Consider the following 19,893-nt stretch of genomic DNA (forward strand, 5'->3'; position numbering starts at 1 on the left):
GTAGGAGCCGGCCGGCGAAGGGCTGCGCTGCAGCCCAACGGCTCCGCCGGCAAGGCCGGCTCCTACCTGGAGTGGCTCAGTTACAACGCGAACGGCAGGGCGATGTCCACCTGCTGACGCGCCGCCAGGCGCACCTCGAAATCCGCCGGGTCGTGAATCAGCACGTCCATCCCGGCAAACGACTCGGCCGCAATCAGCCGCGACAGCCAGAACCGCACGCAGGCCACCCGCAACATCACCGGCCACAGGTGTGCCTCGGCTGCGGTGAACGGGCGCAGCGCCGCATACGCACCCAGCAACGCCCGCGCCCGCGGCGGGTCGATCTGCCCGGCATCGTCGCAGCACCAGTCGTTCAGGGTGATCGCCAGGTCATACAGCATCGGCCCGGAGCACGCATTGTAGAAATCGATCAGCCCGGTCAGGTGGGTGCCTTCGAACAAGGCGTTGTCGCGGAACAGGTCGGCGTGCAGGTTGGCCCGCGGCAGCGCCATGATCTGGCCCTGGTGCGCGACGATCTCGTCCAGGCAGCCCTGCAGCAGCGCCTGTTGCGTCGGGTTCAGGCGCGGCATCAGTTCGGCGCCGGTGGCCAGCATCCAGTCCAGGCCACGGTCGGTCTTGCGCTCCAGCACCTTGTGCTGGGTCGCGGTGTGCAGGTGGCCGAGCAGTTCGCCCACCTGTACGCAATGCTGGTTGTTCGCCACCTTGATGTGCTTGCCCGGCAGGCGCGGCTGCAGCAGCGCCGGCTTGCCGGCCAGCTCGCGCAGGGCCACGCCGTCGCGGGTGCGCAGCGCATAGGGCACCGGCAGGTCGGCCTCGTGCAGCACGTCGAGCAGTTCGATGAAGAACGGCAGGTCCTGGATCGGCCCGCGTTCGACCAGTGTCAGCACGAACTCACCCTGTTCGAGGCTGACGAAGAAGTTGCTGTTCTCGGTGCCGGCGGCAATTCCCTGGAAGTCCCGCAGGCGACCCAGTCCATAGGGCGCCAGAAAGGTTTCCAGCTCGGGCCGGGTCAGTGGGGTGAAGACAGACATGGTCAAAAACTGCTCATTCGGGCACTTCCCGCAGGAAGTGCCAGGTGGATGGTAGGGGCCCGCATTACCACTCGAAGATTTTCCAGGAAGGAATCAGCATGTCGGGTTGGTCGGAACGGATGAAGTTGCCTTCCGAGCCGTCTGCGCGCACCAGAAAGTAAGGCTTGCCCCCTTTGGGGGTGACCTTGATGGCATACAGGAAACCGTTCTGGCGGTATTCCTGGATGGTCTTGTCGCCTTCCGTGCGAATGGTTACATCCGGATCGGCCGAAGGCGCTTCATCCGCCGCATTGGCTACCAGTGGAGCGGCAGCCAACACACCGAGCAGCAACAGGCGATTTAGTCTACGCATGATAACCTTGTCCCTTTGTCGTCAATGTTCCGGACATTCTAGCGCCGGGCCCGTTGAAAAGGTTGATTCTGCTCATGAGCCAAGCTCCCCTCGTCCTGGTGGACGGTTCGTCCTACCTGTACCGCGCGTTCCACGCGCTGCCACCGCTGACCAACTCCAAGGGCATGCCCACCGGCGCGGTGAAGGGTGTGCTGAACATGCTCAGGAGCCTGCGCAAGCAGTACCCGGACAGCCCCTTCGCGGTGGTGTTCGACGCCAAGGGCGGCACCTTTCGCGACGAGATGTACGCCGAGTACAAGGCCAACCGGCCGAGCATGCCCGACGACATGCGTGTGCAGATCGAGCCGCTGCACGCCAGCGTCAAGGCGCTGGGCTTCCCGCTGCTGTGCGTGGAGGGGGTCGAGGCCGACGACGTGATCGGCACCCTGGCCCGCAGCAGCGCCGCGGCGACCCGCCCGGTGGTGATCTCCACCGGTGACAAGGACATGGCCCAGCTGGTGGATGCGCACATTACCCTGGTCAATACCATGTCGGGCTCGTCGATGGACATCGAGGGCGTGAAGGAGAAGTTCGGCGTCGCACCCGAGCAGATCATCGACCTGCTGGCGCTGATGGGCGACTCATCCGACAACATCCCCGGGGTCAAGGGCGTGGGCGAGAAGACCGCCGTCGGCCTGCTGGTGGGCGTCAACGGCGGTATCAAGGAGCTGTACGAGAATCTCGACCTGGTGCCGAGCCTGCCGATCCGCGGGGCCAAGACCCTGCCGGCCAAGCTGCTGGAGCACAAGGAGCTGGCGTTCCTGTCGTACCAGCTGGCCACGATCAAGGTCGACGTGCCGCTGGAGGTCGGGCTGGACGACCTGCACCTGGGCGAACCTGACCGCGAAACGCTGCTGCAGCTGTACACCGAACTCGAGTTCAAGGGCTGGATCGATGAAGTTCAGCGCGAGAACAAGCGCCTGGAGCTCGCCCCGCCCCCTGCCGCCACACCCGACGCCGAGGCGCCCCCGGTGGCCGTTGCCGAGCCGGTAGCCCCTGTCGAGGCCGCCTATGAAACCATTCTGGACAAGGCACGTTTCGACGTGTGGCTGCAAAAGCTCAAGGACGCCGAGCTGTTCGCATTCGATACCGAAACCACTGGCGTCGATGCACAGCAGGCCCAGCTGGTCGGCCTGTCGTTTGCGGTCCAGCCCCATGAGGCCGCCTACATCCCGCTGGCACACAACTACGAAGGCGCCCCGCAGCAGCTGGACCGCGAGCTGGTGCTGAACGCGCTCAGGCCGCTGCTGGAAGACCCGAACAAGGCCAAGGTCGGGCAGCACGCCAAGTACGATATCAACATCCTGGCCAACTGCGCGGGCATCACCGTGCGTGGGGTGGCCTTCGACACCATGCTCGAATCCTATGTGCTGAATTCCACGGCCACCCGCCACGACATGGACAGCCTGGCCAAGAAGTACCTGGACCACACCACCATCGGCTTCACCGACATTGCCGGCAAGGGTGCCAAGCAGCTGACCTTCAACCAGATCCACCTGGACAAGGCCGGCCCCTACGCCGCCGAAGATGCCGACATCACCCTGCGCCTGCACCACAAGCTGCACGCCGAGCTGGCGGCGCTGCCAAGCCTGGCCAGTGTGCTGAGCGATATCGAGATGCCGCTGGTGCCGGTGCTGGCGCGTATCGAGCGCGAGGGCGCGCTGGTGGATGCCGACCTGCTCAGGATCCAGAGCGGCGAGCTGGGCGACAAGATGGACGCGCTGGAGCGCGAAGCCATCGAGCTGGCGGGCGAGCCGTTCAACCTGGGTTCGCCCAGGCAGCTGGGCGCCATCCTTTATGACAAGTTCGGCCTGCCGGTACTGAAGAAGACCCCCAAGGGCCAGCCGTCGACGGCTGAAGAAGCCCTCGAGGCGCTGGCCGAGGAAGGTTTCCCGCTGCCCAAGGTGCTGATGCAGTACCGCTCCATGAGCAAGCTCAAGAGCACCTACACCGACCGCCTGCCCGAGCAGATCAACCCGCGTACCGGGCGTATCCACACTTCCTACCAGCAGGCGGTGGCTGCCACCGGCCGCCTGTCGTCCAGCGACCCGAACCTGCAGAACATCCCGGTGCGTACCGCCGAGGGCCGGCGCATTCGCCAGGCCTTCATCGCGGCGCCCGGCTACAAATTGCTGGCGGCGGACTACTCGCAGATCGAGCTGCGCATCATGGCCCACCTGGCCAAGGACGAGGGCCTGCTCAGCGCCTTCCGCAACGGCCTGGACGTGCACACTGCCACCGCGGCCGAAGTGTTCAAGGTGGAGCTTGGCGACGTGACCTCCGACCAGCGGCGCAGCGCCAAGGCGATCAACTTCGGCCTGATCTACGGCATGGGCGCAAAGAAGCTGGGCAAGGACATCGGCGTCGACAGCAAGACGGCCAAGGCCTACATCGACGTGTACTTTGCCCGCTACCCGGGCGTGCGCGACTACATGGAGCGCACCCGCAAGCAGGCGGCCGACCAGGGCTACGTGGAAACGCTGTTCGGACGGCGCCTGTACCTGCCGACCATTCACTCCAACCGTCCGCAGGAGCGCGCTGGCGCGGAGCGTACCGCGATCAACGCGCCGATGCAGGGCACCGCAGCTGACATCATCAAGCGCGCCATGGTCACGGTGGACAACTGGCTGGCGAGCACTGCGCTGGATGCCCGGGTGATCCTGCAGGTGCACGACGAACTGGTGCTGGAAGTGCGCGAGGACCTGGTGGAACAGGTGGCGCAGGAGATTCGCGTGCACATGAGCGGTGCCGCGCAGCTGGATGTACCGCTGGTGGTGGATGTGGGCGTGGGGGCGAACTGGGACGAGGCGCACTGAAAAGCGTGCTTGGTGCCTACCAAAAACAGAAATTTGCTGCGGCATAAGGTCGCGGCAATTTCTGCTTTTTCGGCCTATGGAAAATAGTTTCCCGCGCCGAGGAACTAAACCGGTGAACCACGACTCAGAGTAACTGAATGGCTGGTGAAGCCCTTCGATGCTCCTATGTTGTGTTAAGTGTTGGCAGATATCTGGACCCCGCCCTAGCGGTCCGGAACTTGAACCCCGAACTTCCCCCTCCCCATACGAAGTCCGGGGTTTTTTTTGCCCGGCATTTGCCGGGCAGCCCTTATTCTGCGGGCTTGTCCGGCAGTTGCAGCCAGCGAGCCAGTACCGTGTAGGCCTCTTCCAGCCCCTGGCGCTTGGGCGCCGAGAACAGCTGGATGGTCACGCTGTCGCCCCAACCCTTGCGGATTTCGGCCTGTACCTTGAGCAGCGTGCCCTTGGCCGCGCCGAAGGTCAGCTTGTCGGCCTTGGTCAGCAGGATGTGCATCGGCATGCCGCTGGCCACGGCCCAGTCGAGCATCATCTTGTCGAAGTCGGTCATGGGATGGCGTACGTCCATCATCAGGATCAGGCCCTTGAGGCTCTCCCGGCTGCCCAGGTAGGCCTCCAGGTGGCGCTGCCAGTGCTGCTTGAGCGGGATCGGCACCTTTGCATAACCATAGCCCGGCAGGTCGACCAGACGCCGATCGTCGTCCAGACTGAAGAAATTCAACAGCTGGGTACGCCCCGGGGTTTTCGAGGTGCGCGCCAGGCTCGCGTGGGTCAGGGTGTTGAGGGCGCTGGACTTGCCGGCGTTGGAGCGGCCGGCAAAGGCCACTTCGAAACCTTCGTCGTCCGGGCACTGGTCGACTTTGGCGGCACTGAGGGCGAATTTGGCCTGCTGGCAGAGTCCGAGGATGGGGTTTTTGACTTGCATGGTATTTCCGATTGGGCGTTGCTCGAGGGGGTCTCGGCAAGCGGTGTCGTTTCCGTTTCAGGCACGGGAGTATATAATGCCCCAGTTTTTGTGTGCGCATTATCCCAGCGTAGGAGGATGTGCACGGGAGCTGCTTGACCAAGCTTGCGCAGTAGACGCAGTGCAGCCCCAACCCTGAAAGGGTCGTATTCGGCGCTCAGGCTACACAGGATCCCTACAGCGTGGAAGTCACGCCTGACATAAGGGACCGCAGAGGCTGTCGAAGCAGCTCCCCAGGGTTTCAAGGCTATGCCGCCGCGTGGTTTGTGCATGGACTGCAGTAACGAGGACGATCAGGCCACCCTGACCGGGTGAGTCAACAAGACAGGTTGCCTCGATACATAACTCTTTCACCCTTAGCCGTAGTTGGATTAGCTGATGAACAAACTATTCGTGAGTCTGCTGTTGACCTTAGGCATCACCGGGGCTGCCAACGCTGCCGGCAATATCGTTGGGGATGCTGCTGCCGGTCAGGCAAAAACCGCTGTATGTGGCGCGTGTCACAACCCCGACGGCAACAGCATGGCGCCGAATTTCCCGAAACTGGCCGGCCAGGGCGAGAAATACCTGGAGAAGCAACTGCACGACATCAAGTCGGGCAAACGTACCGTGCTGGAAATGACCGGCATGCTGGCCGCGTTCAACGATCAGGACCTGGCCGATATCGCGGCCTATTTCGCCAGCCAGAAAGGCAGCGTGGGTGCCGCCGACCCGGCGCTGGTCGAGCGTGGTCGCGCACTGTTCAACGGCGGTGATCTGGAAAAAGGCCTGCCGGCCTGCACCGGTTGCCACTCGCCCAACGGCGCAGGCATTGCCGCCGCCGGCTTCCCGCACCTGGGTGGTCAGCACGCAAGCTACGTGGCCAAGCAGCTGACGGACTTCCGTGAAGGCAACCGCACCAACGATGGCGATGCCACCACCATGCGCACCATCGCCAGCAAGCTGAGCAACAAGGACATCGACGCGTTGTCCAGCTACATCCAGGGCCTGCACTGAGCCCCGGTTTAACGCTGGGTTAATACAGCGGCGCAAAAATGAAAAGGGTGGCCCGGGCCACCCTTTTTTGTGCCCGCTGCCGTTACACTAACGAACTCGGGCCTGCCCCGGCCTGTCTGAACCCAGGTCGCGACGAGGCGACACATCACTGCTCAGGAGTAACGCATGCGTAATCTGATTCTCGGCGCCGCGCTGGTCGCCGCCAGCGCCTTCGGTATGACGGTCCAGGCCGCAGACCCTGTGATCGCCGGCAAGGAATATGTCGAGCTGAGCAACCCGGTACCGGTGTCCCAGCCTGGCAAGATCGAAGTGGTCGAGCTGTTCTGGTATGGCTGCCCGCATTGCTACAGCTTTGAACCGACGATCAACCCGTGGGTCGAAAAGCTGCCTGACGACGTGAACTTCAAGCGTATTCCCGCCATGTTCGGCGGCCAATGGGACGCCCACGGGCAGATGTTCCTGACCCTGGAAGCCATGGGCGTGGAGCACAAGGTGCATGCGGCCGTGTTCGATGCCATCCAGAACCAGCGCAAGCACCTGACCAAGCCTGAAGAGATGGCCGACTTCCTGGCCACCCAGGGTGTGGACAAGGACAAGTTCCTGGCCACCTTCAACTCGTTCGCCATCAAGGGACAGGTCAACCAGGCCAAGGAACTTGCCAAGCAGTACAACATCAAGGGCGTTCCGAGCATGGTCGTCAACGGCAAGTACACCTTCGACCTGGGCACCGCAGGTGGCCCGAACGGCGTACTGAACGTTGCTGACCAACTGATTGCCAAGGAACGCGCCGCCAAATAAGAGGCGAAACTATGCGCCGCTGGAAATCCGAGCGCCTCGTCGGCCTGCACGAACCGCAGGTCAACGAGCACCATATCGATGCAAGTGGTCTACCGTCCGACGGTCGCTTGCGTCTGCTCAGCTTCAATATCCAGGTAGGCATCAGCACCGAGCGTTACCGGCACTACCTGACCCGCAGCTGGCAGCACCTGCTGCCGCACATGGGGCGTGCCGGCAACCTGCAGAAGATCGGCAACCTGCTGGGCGACTTCGACCTGGTGGCCCTGCAGGAAGCCGACGGCGGCAGCCTGCGCTCGGGCTACGTCAACCAGGTTGAACACCTGGCGCAACTGGGTGCTTTCCCCTACTGGTACCAGCAGCTCAACCGCAACCTCGGGCGCCTGGGCCAGCACAGCAACGGCGTGCTCAGCCGCCTCAAGCCGCAACTGCTCGAAGACCACCCGCTGCCCGGCCCGGCCGGCCGCGGTGCGATCCTGGTGCGGTTCGGTGAAGGCGAGGATGCGCTGGTGGTGGTGATGATGCACCTGGCGCTTGGCGCGCGAACCCGCGCCCTGCAACTGGGCTACATCCGCGAGCTGATCGGCGGCTATCGTCACCAGGTGCTGATGGGCGACATGAACACCCATGCCACCGACCTGTTGCAGCACTCCCCGCTGCGCGACCTGGGCCTGATTGCGCCGCAGGTCGAAGCGACCTTCCCCAGTTGGCGACCACAGCGTTGCCTTGATCATATTCTGCTCAGCCCGAGCCTCACCCTGGAACGGGTCGAGGTGCTGTCCCAGCCGATTTCCGACCATCTCCCCGTGGCGGTCGAGATTCGTTTGCCTGATGCCCTGACTGTCGATACCCTTCCGGCCTTGCGTTAGTCCCCTTATCTGCGGACCTTGGCATGACCGACGAAGCTCAACGCTGGAAAGAAAAATACCTCAAGAGCATCGAGCAGCAGGAAAAGCTCGAACGCCGGTGGGACGCCCGTCTCGACCTGCTGCGCCGCGGCCTGGTGCGCAGCACCCTGGCGGCCGAAGGCAGCGACCGCGCGGTAGACCAGTGCATGAAGGAAATGCGCGAGGTCATCCGTACCGACAACATGGACGCCGCCCTGGCCGGGTTGATCCCGCGTCTGGAAAAGGCCGTGCTCGATTCCGAGCAGCGCCGTGAAACCCGGATCGCCCAGGTAGGCACCGCGCTCAACGCGCTGGTGGCCCAGTTGCAGAAGCTGCCGTTGCCCAGCGAGGTCAGCCGACCACTGAAGAAATTTGCCAAGCAGCTGGATGCGCGGGCCAGCCAGTCACGCGAGATGCCGTTGCTGCTGAGCGAGCTCAGTGGCTTGCAGGGCAAGGCGCTGGCGGTGCTGGAGCACCCAGAAGAGGCGAGCAAGCCGGGGTTTCTGCAGCGCTTGTTTGGCGGGCGTGAAGAAGAGACGCAGGTCGCTCAACCCGAAACGCAGGCCCTGGAGCCGGTGGCGCAAGCAGCGGTTGAACCTGTGCATGAGCAGCCTGCGCCGGCTGCGGCGGATGTGGATGAACTGCAGCCGTTGCCCGAGCCCCAAGCCTTGGTCGACACAGAGGACGCCGAGGCTGCTGCGCAGCCCATCGCCGGCAATGCCGGCTCCTACACTGTAGGCGCCAGCCTTGCTGGCGAAGAGGCCCCAGCGCTCACACCGCCACCCACGCCTGCCCCGGTGCTGACCGAGCACGCGGACGCTGTCGAAGTCGATGGGGCACCCGAACCCACCCCCGAAGAACTCCTCTACGCCCTCCCCGACGGCACCGAGCCTTCCTATAGCTCCGTCGCCACCCATATCGAGCAGACCCTGCTCGGTTTGCTCGACGATCTGACCCTGCCCGAACGCCACAAGCCCCAGGCCCTGGCGGTGCGTCAGCGCCTGGAGCACGGGCTGAACTGGTACGAGCTGCTGCCGGTGCTGGATGACCTGGCGGTACTGATGCTGGCCATCACCGACAGCGGCCAGCATGAATTCGAAGCCTACCTGCAACAGCTCAACGAGCGCCTCGAGACGTTCCAGAGCCACCTGCAGGAGGCCAGCGAAGGGCATGCCGACAACAGCTCCGTCGCCCGCGACCTCAATACCCAGCTGCGCGAACAGGTCGACGGCCTGCAAAGCAGCGTGCAGGGCGCTGCCGACCTCGACAGTCTCAAGCACATCCTCGAGAACCGCCTCGAGGGCCTGCTCGGCACTATGGACGAGCACCAGCATCAGCGTGACCTGCGCGAGCAGGAACTGGCCAGCCGCCTGCAAGGCCTGGCCGAGCGGGTCGCGAGCATGGAGCAGGAAGCCCTGGGCTACCGCGAGCACCTTGAAGAACAGCGCCAGAAGGCCCTGATTGACCCGCTCACCGGCTTGCCCAACCGCGCCGCCTGGGCCGAGCGCCTGGAGCAGGAAATGCTCGCCTGGCAGGAAAACGGCGGCCACCTGCTGATGGCCATGCTCGACCTCGACCACTTCAAGCGCATCAACGACAGCTACGGCCACCAGGCCGGCGACAAGGTGCTCAAGATCGTTGCCAACGAGCTGCGCAAGCGTCTGCGCAGCCGCGATTTCATCGCCCGCTTCGGCGGCGAGGAGTTCGTCCTGCTGGTGCCGCAGACCGCGCTGGGTAGCGGCATCGAGCTGGCCGAGACGCTGCGCGGCGCCATCGAAGCCTGCCCGTTCCACTTCAAGGGCGAACGGGTGACCATCACCCTGTCCATCGGCATCACCGCGTTCCGCTCCGGCGAGCGCAGCGACGCAGTGCTCAAGCGCGCCGACGAGGCGCTGTACCGCGCCAAGCACCTGGGTCGCAACCGCGTCGAACAGGGGTGAACGGGTTTGCGCAGGATACGTTATGCTATTGCATTACCGACTGCCCAGGCCCTGCCCCATTTCCATGAAAGCCTTCCTTACCGCGCTTGTGATGCTGACATTGGCCGGTTGCGCCACCGGCCTGAAGATCGACCGTAGCCACCCCTCGGTCAACCAGGACAACCGCATCCAGTTCGTGGTGCTGCATTACACCAATGCCAACCTCGAGCGCTCGCTGGCCCTGCTGACCCACGGTGAGGTCAGCAGCCATTACCTGATCGGCGACAACCCGGCAACCATCTATCAGCTGGTGGATGAAAGTCGTCGCGCCTGGCATGCCGGCGACAGCCAGTGGGAGGGCCGGACCTGGCTCAACTCCACTTCCATCGGCATCGAGATCGTCAACCCGGGCTTCACCGACACCCCCACCGGGCGCGTGTGGCACCCCTACAGCGAGGCGCAGATCCAGGCGCTGATCGTACTGCTCAAGGACATCGTGCAGCGCAACGGCATCCAGCCGCGACACATCATCGGCCACAGCGACATCGCGCCCCTGCGCAAGCTCGACCCGGGCCCGATGTTCCCCTGGAAACGCCTGGCCGACGCCGGCCTTGGCGTCTGGCCCAACGCTCAGGCGGTGGCGCAGCAGCGCGCGCGCTTTGACGTCAACCCGCCAAGCATCACCTGGTACCAGCAGCAACTGGCGCGCTTTGGCTACGCCATCGAGCAGACCGGCGAGCTGGACGTGAGCACCCGGCATGTACTGGCAGCGTTCCAGATGCGCTTTCGGCCACAGCTGTTCGACGGCCAGCCGGATGCCCAGACTGCCGCGATTCTGCAGGTGCTGAACAGCCAGCGCTGAGCGGTACCGCCCAACGGGCAGGCTGATTCGTCCGGCAGTTGCTATACCTCATGGTATTCAACGGGATGATTCTTGATGTCGCCTGCCCTTGCCACGTTGCGTCGCCTCCTCTATCGACCCTGGCTGCTGGCCACGCTTGCGGCCACGGCGAGTGCAACCCTGTTGCTGCTGGCCAGCCTCGGCGTGGCCATGCACCAGGTGCAGCAGCGCGAAAGCGCGCAGATGAACGCCAAGGGCGAGCGCTTTCTCGAACGCCTGGAGCAGATCTTCGGCCAACTGCGCGAAAGCGTCGACGCCCTTCAGGCACAGCCCCTGCGCGGGTGCAGCAGTGCGATGCAGGCAGCCTTGCAGCAGGTGACCTTCGACAACCGCTTCGTGTTCGAGGCCACTTACCTCGACGGCACGCAGTCGTGCTCCAACCGGCTGGGCAGCAGCAACTTCGACCCGCTGCGGGCACCGGACATTCAGGGCCCCACCTACAGCTACTGGCTCAATACCACCACCGAACCCGACGACAACCGCGCCGCACTGGTGCTGGGGCGTGGGCACTTTCGCGTGTCGACGTCGCGCGGGCACCTGACCGACGTGGTCGACCTGCCGCCCGGTGGCAGCCTGCTGGTGGTGCTCGACCACGGCGCGCGTGCCGTGCCGGTACTGGGCCCGGAGCAGCCTTGGCCGCCCGGCGACCAGTGGCCGCCACCGCCCAGGGTGGACCTGATGGAACTGCCCGATCGCCTGGTATACCGCATGCCCACCAAATCGCCTGACTACCAGCTGGTGCTGATCACCCCGCGCGAAAGCCTGTCGCTGAAGATGAACGGCGTGCTCTGGCTGCTGTTCCCCGGCAGCCTGCTGCTGGCCTGGTGCATCGGCTGGCTGGTGCTGCAGCTGGTGCGCCAGAGCCGTTCGATGAGCTCGGAGCTGCAGGGCGCGCTGCGCCGTGGCGAAATGCAGGTGCTGTATCAGCCGATCTTCGAGCTGGCCAGCCGGCGCTGCGTGGGCGCCGAGGCCCTGGTGCGCTGGCGTCGCCCCGACGGCACGCTGACCAGCCCCGACCTGTTCATCCCGCTGGCGGAGAACACCGGGCAGATCCGCCAGATCACCGACTTCGTGCTGCAGCGTGTGCTCGAACAGCTGGGCCAGCTGCTGCGCGCCAACCGCCAGTTGTATATCTCGGTGAACCTGGCGGCGTGCGATGTGATGGTGCCGCGCATCGGCCGGGTGGCGGCGCGCCTGCTGGCCTTGCACCATGTGTCGGCCAGCCAGATCGCCTTCGAGGTCACCGAGCGCGGGCTGATCGACGTGGTGGTGGCGCGGGACAACCTGCAGGCATTGCGGGCGGTGGGGCACCAGGTGCTGATCGACGACTTCGGTACCGGCTATTGCAGCCTGGCCTACCTGCAGACCTTGCCGGTGGACTGCCTGAAGATCGACAAGGCGTTCATCGATGCCCTGGGGCACGACGCGGCCAGCAGCGGCGTGGCCCCGCACATCATCCGCATGGCCCACGCCCTGCAGTTGCGGGTGATCGCCGAGGGTATCGAGTACGAGGACCAGGCGTTGCTGCTCAACAGCGAGGGGGTCAACTATGGCCAGGGCTGGTTGTTCGCGCACCCGCTCAGTGCGCGCCAGTTCGTCGAGCTGGTGACCCGGGGGCGGCGGCTGGGGCCGCGGCGGATCGATGACGAGGCGTAGCGCCCCTTCGCCAGCAAGGCTGGCGCCTGCAGGCGAAGGCGGTTACACCGGCAGCGCCATGTAGAACTGCGTGCCCTGCCCTGGCCGTGAGTACACGCCCATGCGCCCGCCATGCAACTGCACGATCTCCTTGCACAGTGCCAGGCCCAGCCCGGCACCGCCTTTCTTGCGCCCAACCTGCACGAAGGGCTCGAAAATCCGCCCCTGCTGGCCATAGGCAATGCCTTCGCCATTGTCCTCGATACTGATGATCACCCGTTCGGCATGCCGCCGGGCATTGAGGCGGATACTGCCCGCCACCGGCGTATGGCGGATGGCATTGTCCAGCAGGTTGTCCAGCACCCGGTCCAGTTGCGCCGGGTCGGCCTGGATGCGCGGCAGTGGCGCGGCAAGCTCCACGCGCAACTCGATCTGCTTGTCGGCCAGCGCCGTTGCGAAGCGCTCGCGGGCCCGCGACAGCAACTCGTCGATCGCGCAGGGTTGCAGTTCGAGCTTCTGCAAGCCGCTCTGGTAGCGCGAAAAGTTGAGCAGGTCGTTGATCAGCTGGGTCAGCCGCTGCATCTCCTCGCCAATGGTGTCGAACAGGTCCGCCTCGCGGCTCTCGGCTGGAAACGTCAGGCGCTCGCGCAACAGGCCGAAGGCCATGTGCATGCCGGTCACCGGGGTGCGCAACTCGTGGGAGGCGCGCAGCACGAACTCGCTGCGCACCCGTTCGAAGGCGCGCTGCTCGGTGACGTCGTGCAGCACCATCACCGCGCCCAGGATCTGCCCCTGTGGATGGCACACCGGGGTCAGGCTGTAGGCCAGCAGGCGGGTTTCTTCATCTATTTCCAGGCTCAGGTCGTCCGGCACGCGGTCCAGGCTGCCGCCACGCAATATCAGGCGCAGCTGGTCGTCCAGCTCCGGGCGTTGCAGCGCCTTGCCCAGGCCCTGGCCCAGGCGGCTGGCGTCCCAGCCCAGCTGGCGCTGGGCCACCGGGTTGAGGTGTTCCAGATGGCCTTCGCGGTCGATGATCAGCAGGCCGTCGTCGATGCTGTCGAGCACCGCCTGCAGGCGCTGCTGGCCGGCCAGCAGTTCGTCGACATTGGTGGCCTGATGCTTGCGCAGTGCCTCGGCCATCAGCCCGAAACGGCGGGTGAGCTGGTTGATCTCCACGGCCGGGGTTACCGGCAGGGTGACCTCGAAGTTGCCCTGGCCGATCTGGTCGGCGGCCTTGGCCAGCGCCTCGATCGGCTGGCCGAAGCGGCGTGCGATGCCGTGGGCAGTGATGAAACCCAGCACCAGCACGGCAAGCCCGAGCAGGCCCAGCATGCTGGAGACCAGCAGGGCACGTTCGCGGGCCTTCTGTTCACTGTGGTTGATATGCGCCAGGGCCTGCTTGTGCGAGTCGATCAGGTCGGTGCGCAACTGGTTGAAGGCTTCGCCCAGGGGTTGGTCCGGGCCCAGGTTGCGGCTGGGCTCGGGGCTGTCGCGAAAGGCCTTGAGGAAGGCCTGGTAATCACGGTTGGCGGTACTGAAACCCGCAAACCCCTCGGCCTGGCGTTCATGGCTCAGGCCCTCGTCGAGCAGTTGCTGAAACTTGTCCTGCAGCGGTTGCAGCGCCTGCACCTCGCTGTCCGGGTCCAGCAGCAGGGACAGCTGTTCACCCAGGTTCTGACGCAGCTTCAGGCCCAGGTCGAGGATGTAGGAGTTGTCGCTGATCAGCTTCTGCTGCGAGCTGGCCATCTGCTGCACGCTGACCAGGCCCAGAATCAGGCCCAGCAGGGCCACGGTGATCAGCGCCGAGATGCTGAGAAAAAGCCGCGTGCGCAGCTTCATCGCCAGCTTCACAGGTTGTACTGCTTGCGCTTGCGGTACAGCGTCGAGGCATCGATGCCCAGTGTCTTGGCGGCCTGGTCAAGGGTGTCGCTGGTGGCCAGCACTGCACCGATGTGCGCGCGCTCCAGCTCGTCGAGGCTCAATGCAGCCCCCACCCGCGGCGCGTTGCTGGTGGGTTGTTCGGCCATGCCCAGGTGGCTGACCTCGACCCGCTCCTGCGGGCAGATGATGCTCGCCCGTTCGATCACGTTGCGCAGCTCGCGAATGTTGCCCGGCCAGCGGTAGTTGAGCAGCGCGGCGCGGGCCTCGTCGCTGAAACCTCGGGCGGGGCGCGCGTATTCCTTGACGAAGCGGGCCAGGAAGCGGTCGGCCAGGGTCAGGATGTCTTCGCTGCGTTCGCGCAGCGGCGGCAGGTGCAGGGTAATCACGTTCAGACGGTACAGCAGGTCTTCGCGAAAACGCCCGTCGCGCACCATGTCCTCCAGGTTGAGGTTGGTGGCTGCCAGAATCCGCACGTCGGCGCGGCGCGTGACCGGGTCGCCGACCCGCTCGTATTCCTTGTCCTGGATGAAGCGCAGCAGCTTGGGTTGCAGGGTCAGCGGGAAGTCGCCGATCTCGTCGAGAAACAGCGTGCCGCCGTCGGCCTGGTTGACCCGGCCCAGGGTGCTTTCGCTGGCCCCGGTAAATGCCCCGCGACTATGGCCGAACAGCTCGCTTTCCATCAGTTCGGCCGTCAGCGACGGGCAGTTGATGGTCACGCAGGCCTTGCGCGAGCGCTTGCTCCAGCCATGAATGGCGCGTGCCAGCTCGCCCTTACCGGTACCGGACTCGCCAAGGATCAGAATGTTGGCGTCGGTGTTGGCCACCTGGCGCGCGGTTTCGAGTACCACCATCATGGCCGGGCTGTGGGAATCCAGGCCGTCCTTGGGTTTGCGCACTTCCCCTTCCAGGGCCTCCAGACGCGCCGAGAGCTGGCGCACCTCCAGTTGTTTGGCAGTGGCCAGACGCAGCTGGTCGGGGCTGCACGGTTTGACCAGGTAATCGGCGGCGCCGGCCTGGATTGCATCGACAGCGGTGTCGACCGCCGAATGCGCGGTCACTATGACCACGCGCATCCACGGCGCCTGGATACGCATCTGCGCCAGTACATCCAGGCCGTTGTCCTCGCCCAGGCGCAGGTCCAGAAAGCACAGGTCGAACACCTGGCGCTGCAACAGGGTTTCGGCCTGGGCGGCGCTGTTGGCCGTGGCCACGCTGTAGCCTTCATCTTCCAGGCAATAGCGGAAGGTACGCAGGATTGCGGACTCGTCGTCTACCAGCAGAATGCGGCCCTGATGTTCCGTGGCAGATTCCATTTTCCTACGCTCCTTTAAGAATGTTCTTGGTTAGTCTCGGAAAAATCGGGCAAGTTGCATGGTCGATTCTGATTGATTCCGCGCCCTGCATGCTAGCTCCCTGCTGCGAATATGACTAACTCATTGAAAATAATGAGTTTGTTTATTTTTTGAGCACTGGCACAACGATTGCGATGATGTTCCTTCTGACCAACAGGAGGCTTCATCATGCGTGCAATACGCCCGTTGGCAGTTCTGACTGCCGCACTTCTGCTCACCCCGCTGGGTGTCACCAGCGCCTCGGCGGCCGAACCCGGCCTGCAGCAGGCCCGTCAGGAAGGCGCCTTGCAGACCGCCCTGGCGCTCAACCGACTGCTCAACCCGTTCAAGATCGAAGTGGCCATCCAGGGTCAGACCGCCCGCCTGCAGGGCGAGGTGGAGAACGAGGTGGAGCGCGAGCTGGCGGCGCAGGTGGCACTGGCCACCGCCGGCATCGAGCAGGTCGACAACCAGTTGCAGGTCAACCCCGAGCTTGTGGATGAAACCCTGCAACGGCGCGCCTATGCCCAGCGCCTGGAGGACGCCACCCTGGGGGCGGTTATCCGCGCCCGCCTGCTGTGGAGCAGCCAGACCCAGGGCCTGCCCATCGAAGTCGACAGCCGGGCCGGGGTGGTCACCCTGCGTGGGCGGGTGACCAGCGCAGAGGCCAAGCAGATGGCCGGCAGCGTGGCGGCCTCTACCGATGGCGTGTACCTGGTCAACAACCTGATCAGCCTGGGCGTGAGCGACCCGGCCCAGGCCCGCGAGCAGGCCGCTGCGGCAGCGGCCGAGGTGCAGAGCGACGCGTGGATCAACGACAAGGTGCAGACCAGCTTCTTATATAGCCGCAACCTGGACGGGCCCAACATCAAGGTGGCGACCCAGGAGGGCGTGGTGCGCCTGTCCGGGGAAGTCATGAGCAACGAGCAGAAGACCATCGCCCAGGAGATTGCCCGCCAGATCCGCGGCGTGCGCGGGGTGGACGCCGACATGCTCAAGGTGGCGATCAAGGTGGAGGGCTGATCGTGCAAATCGCACGAGGCCCTGGGGGGCATCGTGCAGGATGCGTCCTGCAGCTGCCCTCGGTACATACCTAAGATGTTGATTTATAAGCGTTTTATTTGATTTCAAAAGCTGGCATGCAGGCTGCAATGACTCTATCAGTCAATAACAACGATGCAGCAGAGGAGCCCGGCATGAACCTGTTAACCGCCGCCCTAGTGCAGATTTCCCCGCTTCACGTACGCCAGTTGCTGTTTCTCTGCCTGGCGGCGCTTCTGACCCTGGTTGCAGGGCAGATGTACAGCATCTGGCAGTCCAAGCAGATCGCCAACCAGATGTCCGTACAGGCTTATCACGTGGCCCATGTGCAGGCCACGCGTGCTTCGATGCTGGAAGCCAGGACCGCGCCACGTACCCACTCGGTCGATGCGGCCACCGTGGAAACCGTCGTGCCGCAGGAACGCTGGGTGTTCTGACCGAGCAATGCCCCACATCTGACACAACCGCTTTCAAAAACGGTAAGGAGAAACACCATGTTAAGTTGGGCCATCACCTTCCTGATCATCGCCATTGTCGCTGCCGTACTGGGCTTCGGTGGTATCGCCGGCGCCGCTACCGGTATCGCGAAGATTCTCTTCATTGTCTTCCTGGTACTGTTCGTCGCTTCCTTCTTCTTCGGTCGTCGCGGTAGAGGTTGACTATGAAAGGGACGCTCTACAGAGCCCTGGCAGGCGCCTTGATGGTGGGGGCCTGTACAGCGGCGATGGCGGCCAATGACGGCCAGGTCCGGACCAGCCAACTGCTTGGTTCGGACCCCGAGTACCGGGAAACCTGGCAGAAAGTGGTCAAAAAGCAGGAGCGGCTGCCCGATTGGGTCATCAACCTCAGTGGTGCTTCCACCGAGCAGATGACGGCGATCGAGGAAGACGGCGACAAGTATCTGGTCGGCCCCTTGTGCGAGACCGAGCAGAGCTGCGACAGCAGCCGTCTTATCGTGGCCTTCAGCTGGGACAAGGATGAGGCATACGCGCTGTGGGTCCAGGTACCCGCCGGCCTGCCTGCCGACAAGTCACCCAGCCGTCACACCGACAAGCGTTGGTTGGGCGAGCCGGATGACGGCATGAAACAGATGCTCGAAGAGCAGCTGAAGAAAGACCCGAACTACTACTGAGTGTCGCCGGACGCATCAGTATCGCCATGGAAGCTGAACCTTTTGCCTGTTCCAGTTTCTATGCTGCGCCCGCTCGAGGAGAGCGGACGCATGACCAGGGGGCCGGGCTGCTCTGATTGCTACAGGATCGGAGGGGCCTAGGGGTACAGGGAGTACCTCCTTCATGGGCCGGGTCAGGGTGGTAAACGGCAACACAGTCGTGGACCGGGGTCGCATGCCGCCAGGGCAGCCCCCGGTCAGACTTGTGCACCCGGCGCAAGCCTGATGCATTTCCCCGCTTGAAAGTGACAGATCGGCCAGACGGCTGACCACCCATCAAAAAAATTCCTGACTTCTTTGACCTGCCAAATGACGTTTTTCACGCATTCGGATTGTCGAACAACGCTGTTTTGCCGGTTTGTGGATACCGCTGTATCGGCCTAATCATGGCGCTTTGGCCTTATTCGGGATTCCGAACGGGTAGGTTTTCTGCCGCTGGGACGTCCGTTTCATGCCAAAAAGATCATGCCGATTCGGCATAGGGTAGTCATTTACGGCATTAGACTCAGTGCGCCTGCATCGGAATAGTTGCGCCTTTTTCGCTGGTCCGAGCGCCCCTTGCGCTCACTTGCGGTGACCTTCTACGGCGCATTGCCTGCACCATGAAAACTCCAGGGAATCGCTTTCAGCGGCTCTAGAATGCAGGTTTCAAGGCAGTGACCGTGTCCACTTGAACAAAGGGTAACGACATGAAGAAGGCAAAACTAAGCCTCGCCTGGCAAATCCTCATCGGTCTGGTATTGGGGATCGCCATCGGGGCGTTGCTGAACCATTTCAGTGCAGAAAAGGCATGGTGGATCAGTAACGTCCTGCAACCGGCAGGTGACATCTTCATTCGCCTGATCAAGATGATCGTCATCCCGATCGTGATTTCGTCGCTGGTCGTGGGTATCGCCGGGGTTGGCGATGCGAAGAAACTTGGCAGTATCGGCCTCAAGACCATCATCTATTTCGAGGTGGTGACCACCATCGCGATCGTGGTCGGACTGGTGTTGGCCAACCTGTTCCACCCGGGCGCCGGCATCGACATGAGCACCCTGGGCACCGTGGATATCTCCAAGTACCAGGCCACCGCCGCCGAGGTGCAGCATGAGCATGCGTTCATCGAGACCATCCTCAACCTGATCCCGTCGAACATCTTTGCAGCGCTGATGCGTGGCGAGATGCTGCCGATCATCTTCTTCTCGGTGCTGTTCGGCCTGGGCCTGTCGAGCCTGCAGGCAGACATCCGCGACCCGCTGGTGAAAACCTTCCAGGGCGTGTCGGAAGCCATGTTCAAGGTCACCCACATGATCATGAACTACGCCCCGATCGGCGTGTTCGCCCTGATTGCGGTGACCGTGGCCAACTTCGGTTTCGCCTCGCTGCTGCCGCTGGCCAAGCTGGTGCTGCTGGTGTACTTCGCCATCGCCTTCTTCGCCTTCATGGTGCTGGGCCTGATCGCCCGCCTGTTCGGTTTCTCGATCCTGAAACTGATGCGCATCTTCAAGGACGAGCTGATCCTGGCCTATTCCACCGCCAGCTCCGAGACCGTGCTGCCGCGCGTGATCCAGAAGATGGAAGCCTACGGTTCGCCCAAGGCCATCTGCAGCTTCGTGGTGCCGACCGGCTACTCGTTCAACCTGGACGGTTCGACCCTGTACCAGAGCATCGCGGCGATCTTCATCGCGCAGCTGTACGGCATCGACCTGTCGATCAGCCAGCAACTGCTGCTGGTGCTGACCCTGATGGTCACCTCCAAAGGCATTGCCGGTGTGCCGGGCGTATCGTTCGTGGTGCTGCTGGCGACCCTGGGCAGTGTGGGCATCCCGCTCGAAGGCCTGGCGTTCATCGCCGGTGTCGACCGCATCATGGACATGGCGCGTACCGCCCTGAACGTGATCGGCAACGCCCTGGCGGTACTGGTCATCTCGCGTTGGGAAGGCATGTATGACGATGCCAAGGGCCAGGCGTACTGGAACTCGCTGCCGCACTGGCGCAGCAAGACCCCGGCGCCGGCTGGCGAGACCGCTCAGCACTAAGCTGCTGACGGCCTGAAACACAAGAGCCCCGACCCGTCGGGGCTTTTTGTTGCCTGCCAGAAGCTTCGCCGGCAAGGCCGGCTGCTACAGACGACGCCGAACCTGTAGGAGCCGGC

17 protein-coding genes are annotated in these 19,893 nt (G+C 63.8%); 12 read left to right on the forward strand and 5 right to left on the reverse strand.

The genetic code is table 11. The annotated features are described in order from the left end of the window. Positions 1-80: 80 nt before the first annotated feature. Together DN387_RS11005 and DN387_RS11010 are read right to left on the reverse strand one after the other, a co-directional pair. Complete coding sequence (locus DN387_RS11005) at positions 81-1,031, reverse strand: homoserine kinase (RefSeq protein ID WP_043862339.1); 951 nt, start codon at positions 1,029-1,031, stop codon at positions 81-83. Positions 1,032-1,095: 64 nt separating this feature from the next. After that, positions 1,096-1,383, reverse strand: a complete 288-nt coding sequence (locus DN387_RS11010) for a DUF2782 domain-containing protein (protein ID WP_043862296.1) — start codon at positions 1,381-1,383, stop codon at positions 1,096-1,098. A gap of 74 nt (positions 1,384-1,457) precedes the next feature. Here DN387_RS11010 and polA point away from each other — a divergent pair, with 74 nt between their 5' ends. After that, entirely contained in the window at positions 1,458-4,238 is a 2,781-nt protein-coding gene (gene polA, locus DN387_RS11015; RefSeq protein ID WP_054916025.1) for a DNA polymerase I, read from the forward strand. Positions 4,239-4,527: 289 nt separating this feature from the next. On the opposite strand, the gene yihA is transcribed toward polA, so the two are convergent. Beyond that, a complete protein-coding gene (gene yihA, locus DN387_RS11020; RefSeq protein ID WP_054916024.1) occupies positions 4,528-5,160 on the reverse strand; it encodes a ribosome biogenesis GTP-binding protein YihA/YsxC in 633 nt (210 codons plus the stop codon). Between the two features lie 417 nt (positions 5,161-5,577). Between yihA and DN387_RS11025 the strand changes: the two genes are divergently transcribed. The 6 genes from DN387_RS11025 (at position 5,578) to DN387_RS11050 (ending at position 12,353) form a co-directional block, all read left to right on the forward strand. Then, positions 5,578-6,195, forward strand: coding sequence for a cytochrome c (locus tag DN387_RS11025; protein ID WP_043862299.1), 618 nt, complete (start codon positions 5,578-5,580; stop codon positions 6,193-6,195). Positions 6,196-6,360: 165 nt separating this feature from the next. Next, positions 6,361-6,993, forward strand: a complete 633-nt coding sequence (gene dsbA, locus DN387_RS11030) for a thiol:disulfide interchange protein DsbA (protein WP_054916023.1) — start codon at positions 6,361-6,363, stop codon at positions 6,991-6,993. A gap of 11 nt (positions 6,994-7,004) precedes the next feature. Continuing rightward, complete coding sequence (locus tag DN387_RS11035; protein WP_043862301.1) at positions 7,005-7,859, forward strand: endonuclease/exonuclease/phosphatase family protein; 855 nt, start codon at positions 7,005-7,007, stop codon at positions 7,857-7,859. 23 nt (positions 7,860-7,882) lie between these two features. Then, the gene (locus tag DN387_RS11040; protein ID WP_054916022.1) at positions 7,883-9,817 is read left to right on the forward strand and encodes a GGDEF domain-containing protein; all 1,935 of its coding nucleotides are present in this window, start codon (positions 7,883-7,885) and stop codon (positions 9,815-9,817) included. A 64-nt stretch (positions 9,818-9,881) separates the two neighbouring features. After that, positions 9,882-10,658: an N-acetylmuramoyl-L-alanine amidase gene (locus DN387_RS11045; protein WP_043862303.1), complete on the forward strand. Its 777-nt coding sequence runs from the start codon at positions 9,882-9,884 to the stop codon at positions 10,656-10,658. Between the two features lie 75 nt (positions 10,659-10,733). After that, the gene (locus tag DN387_RS11050; RefSeq protein ID WP_043862304.1) at positions 10,734-12,353 is read left to right on the forward strand and encodes an EAL domain-containing protein; all 1,620 of its coding nucleotides are present in this window, start codon (positions 10,734-10,736) and stop codon (positions 12,351-12,353) included. Positions 12,354-12,395: 42 nt separating this feature from the next. Here DN387_RS11050 and DN387_RS11055 read toward each other — a convergent pair whose 3' ends face one another. Together DN387_RS11055 and algB are read right to left on the reverse strand one after the other, a co-directional pair. Beyond that, on the reverse strand, positions 12,396-14,171 hold the full coding sequence (locus tag DN387_RS11055) for a KinB sensor domain-containing domain (RefSeq protein WP_173925029.1): 1,776 nt from the start codon (positions 14,169-14,171) through the stop codon (positions 12,396-12,398). A gap of 8 nt (positions 14,172-14,179) precedes the next feature. Continuing rightward, a complete protein-coding gene (gene algB / locus DN387_RS11060) occupies positions 14,180-15,526 on the reverse strand; it encodes a sigma-54-dependent response regulator transcription factor AlgB (protein ID WP_043862306.1) in 1,347 nt (448 codons plus the stop codon). A gap of 207 nt (positions 15,527-15,733) precedes the next feature. On the opposite strand from algB, the gene DN387_RS11065 reads away from it, so the two are divergent. The 5 genes from DN387_RS11065 (at position 15,734) to gltP (ending at position 19,777) form a co-directional block, all read left to right on the forward strand. After that, entirely contained in the window at positions 15,734-16,567 is an 834-nt protein-coding gene (locus DN387_RS11065) for a BON domain-containing protein (protein ID WP_043862307.1), read from the forward strand. A 173-nt stretch (positions 16,568-16,740) separates the two neighbouring features. Beyond that, positions 16,741-17,022 carry a hypothetical protein gene (locus tag DN387_RS11070; protein ID WP_043862308.1) on the forward strand — a complete coding sequence of 94 codons (282 nt, stop codon included), beginning with the start codon at positions 16,741-16,743 and terminating at the stop codon, positions 17,020-17,022. Positions 17,023-17,079: 57 nt separating this feature from the next. Further along, positions 17,080-17,244, forward strand: a complete 165-nt coding sequence (locus tag DN387_RS11075) for a DUF1328 domain-containing protein (protein ID WP_009401691.1) — start codon at positions 17,080-17,082, stop codon at positions 17,242-17,244. 2 nt (positions 17,245-17,246) lie between these two features. Then, positions 17,247-17,717, forward strand: a complete 471-nt coding sequence (locus tag DN387_RS11080; RefSeq protein ID WP_054916021.1) for an inhibitor of vertebrate lysozyme family protein — start codon at positions 17,247-17,249, stop codon at positions 17,715-17,717. Positions 17,718-18,445: 728 nt separating this feature from the next. Continuing rightward, on the forward strand, positions 18,446-19,777 hold the full coding sequence (gene gltP / locus DN387_RS11085) for a glutamate/aspartate:proton symporter GltP (RefSeq protein WP_054916020.1): 1,332 nt from the start codon (positions 18,446-18,448) through the stop codon (positions 19,775-19,777). The last annotated feature ends 116 nt before the right edge of the window (positions 19,778-19,893 follow it).

The organism is Pseudomonas sp. FBF18, assembly GCF_024261405.1.
GTDB classification, from domain to species: Bacteria; Pseudomonadota; Gammaproteobacteria; order Pseudomonadales; family Pseudomonadaceae; genus Aquipseudomonas; species Aquipseudomonas palmensis.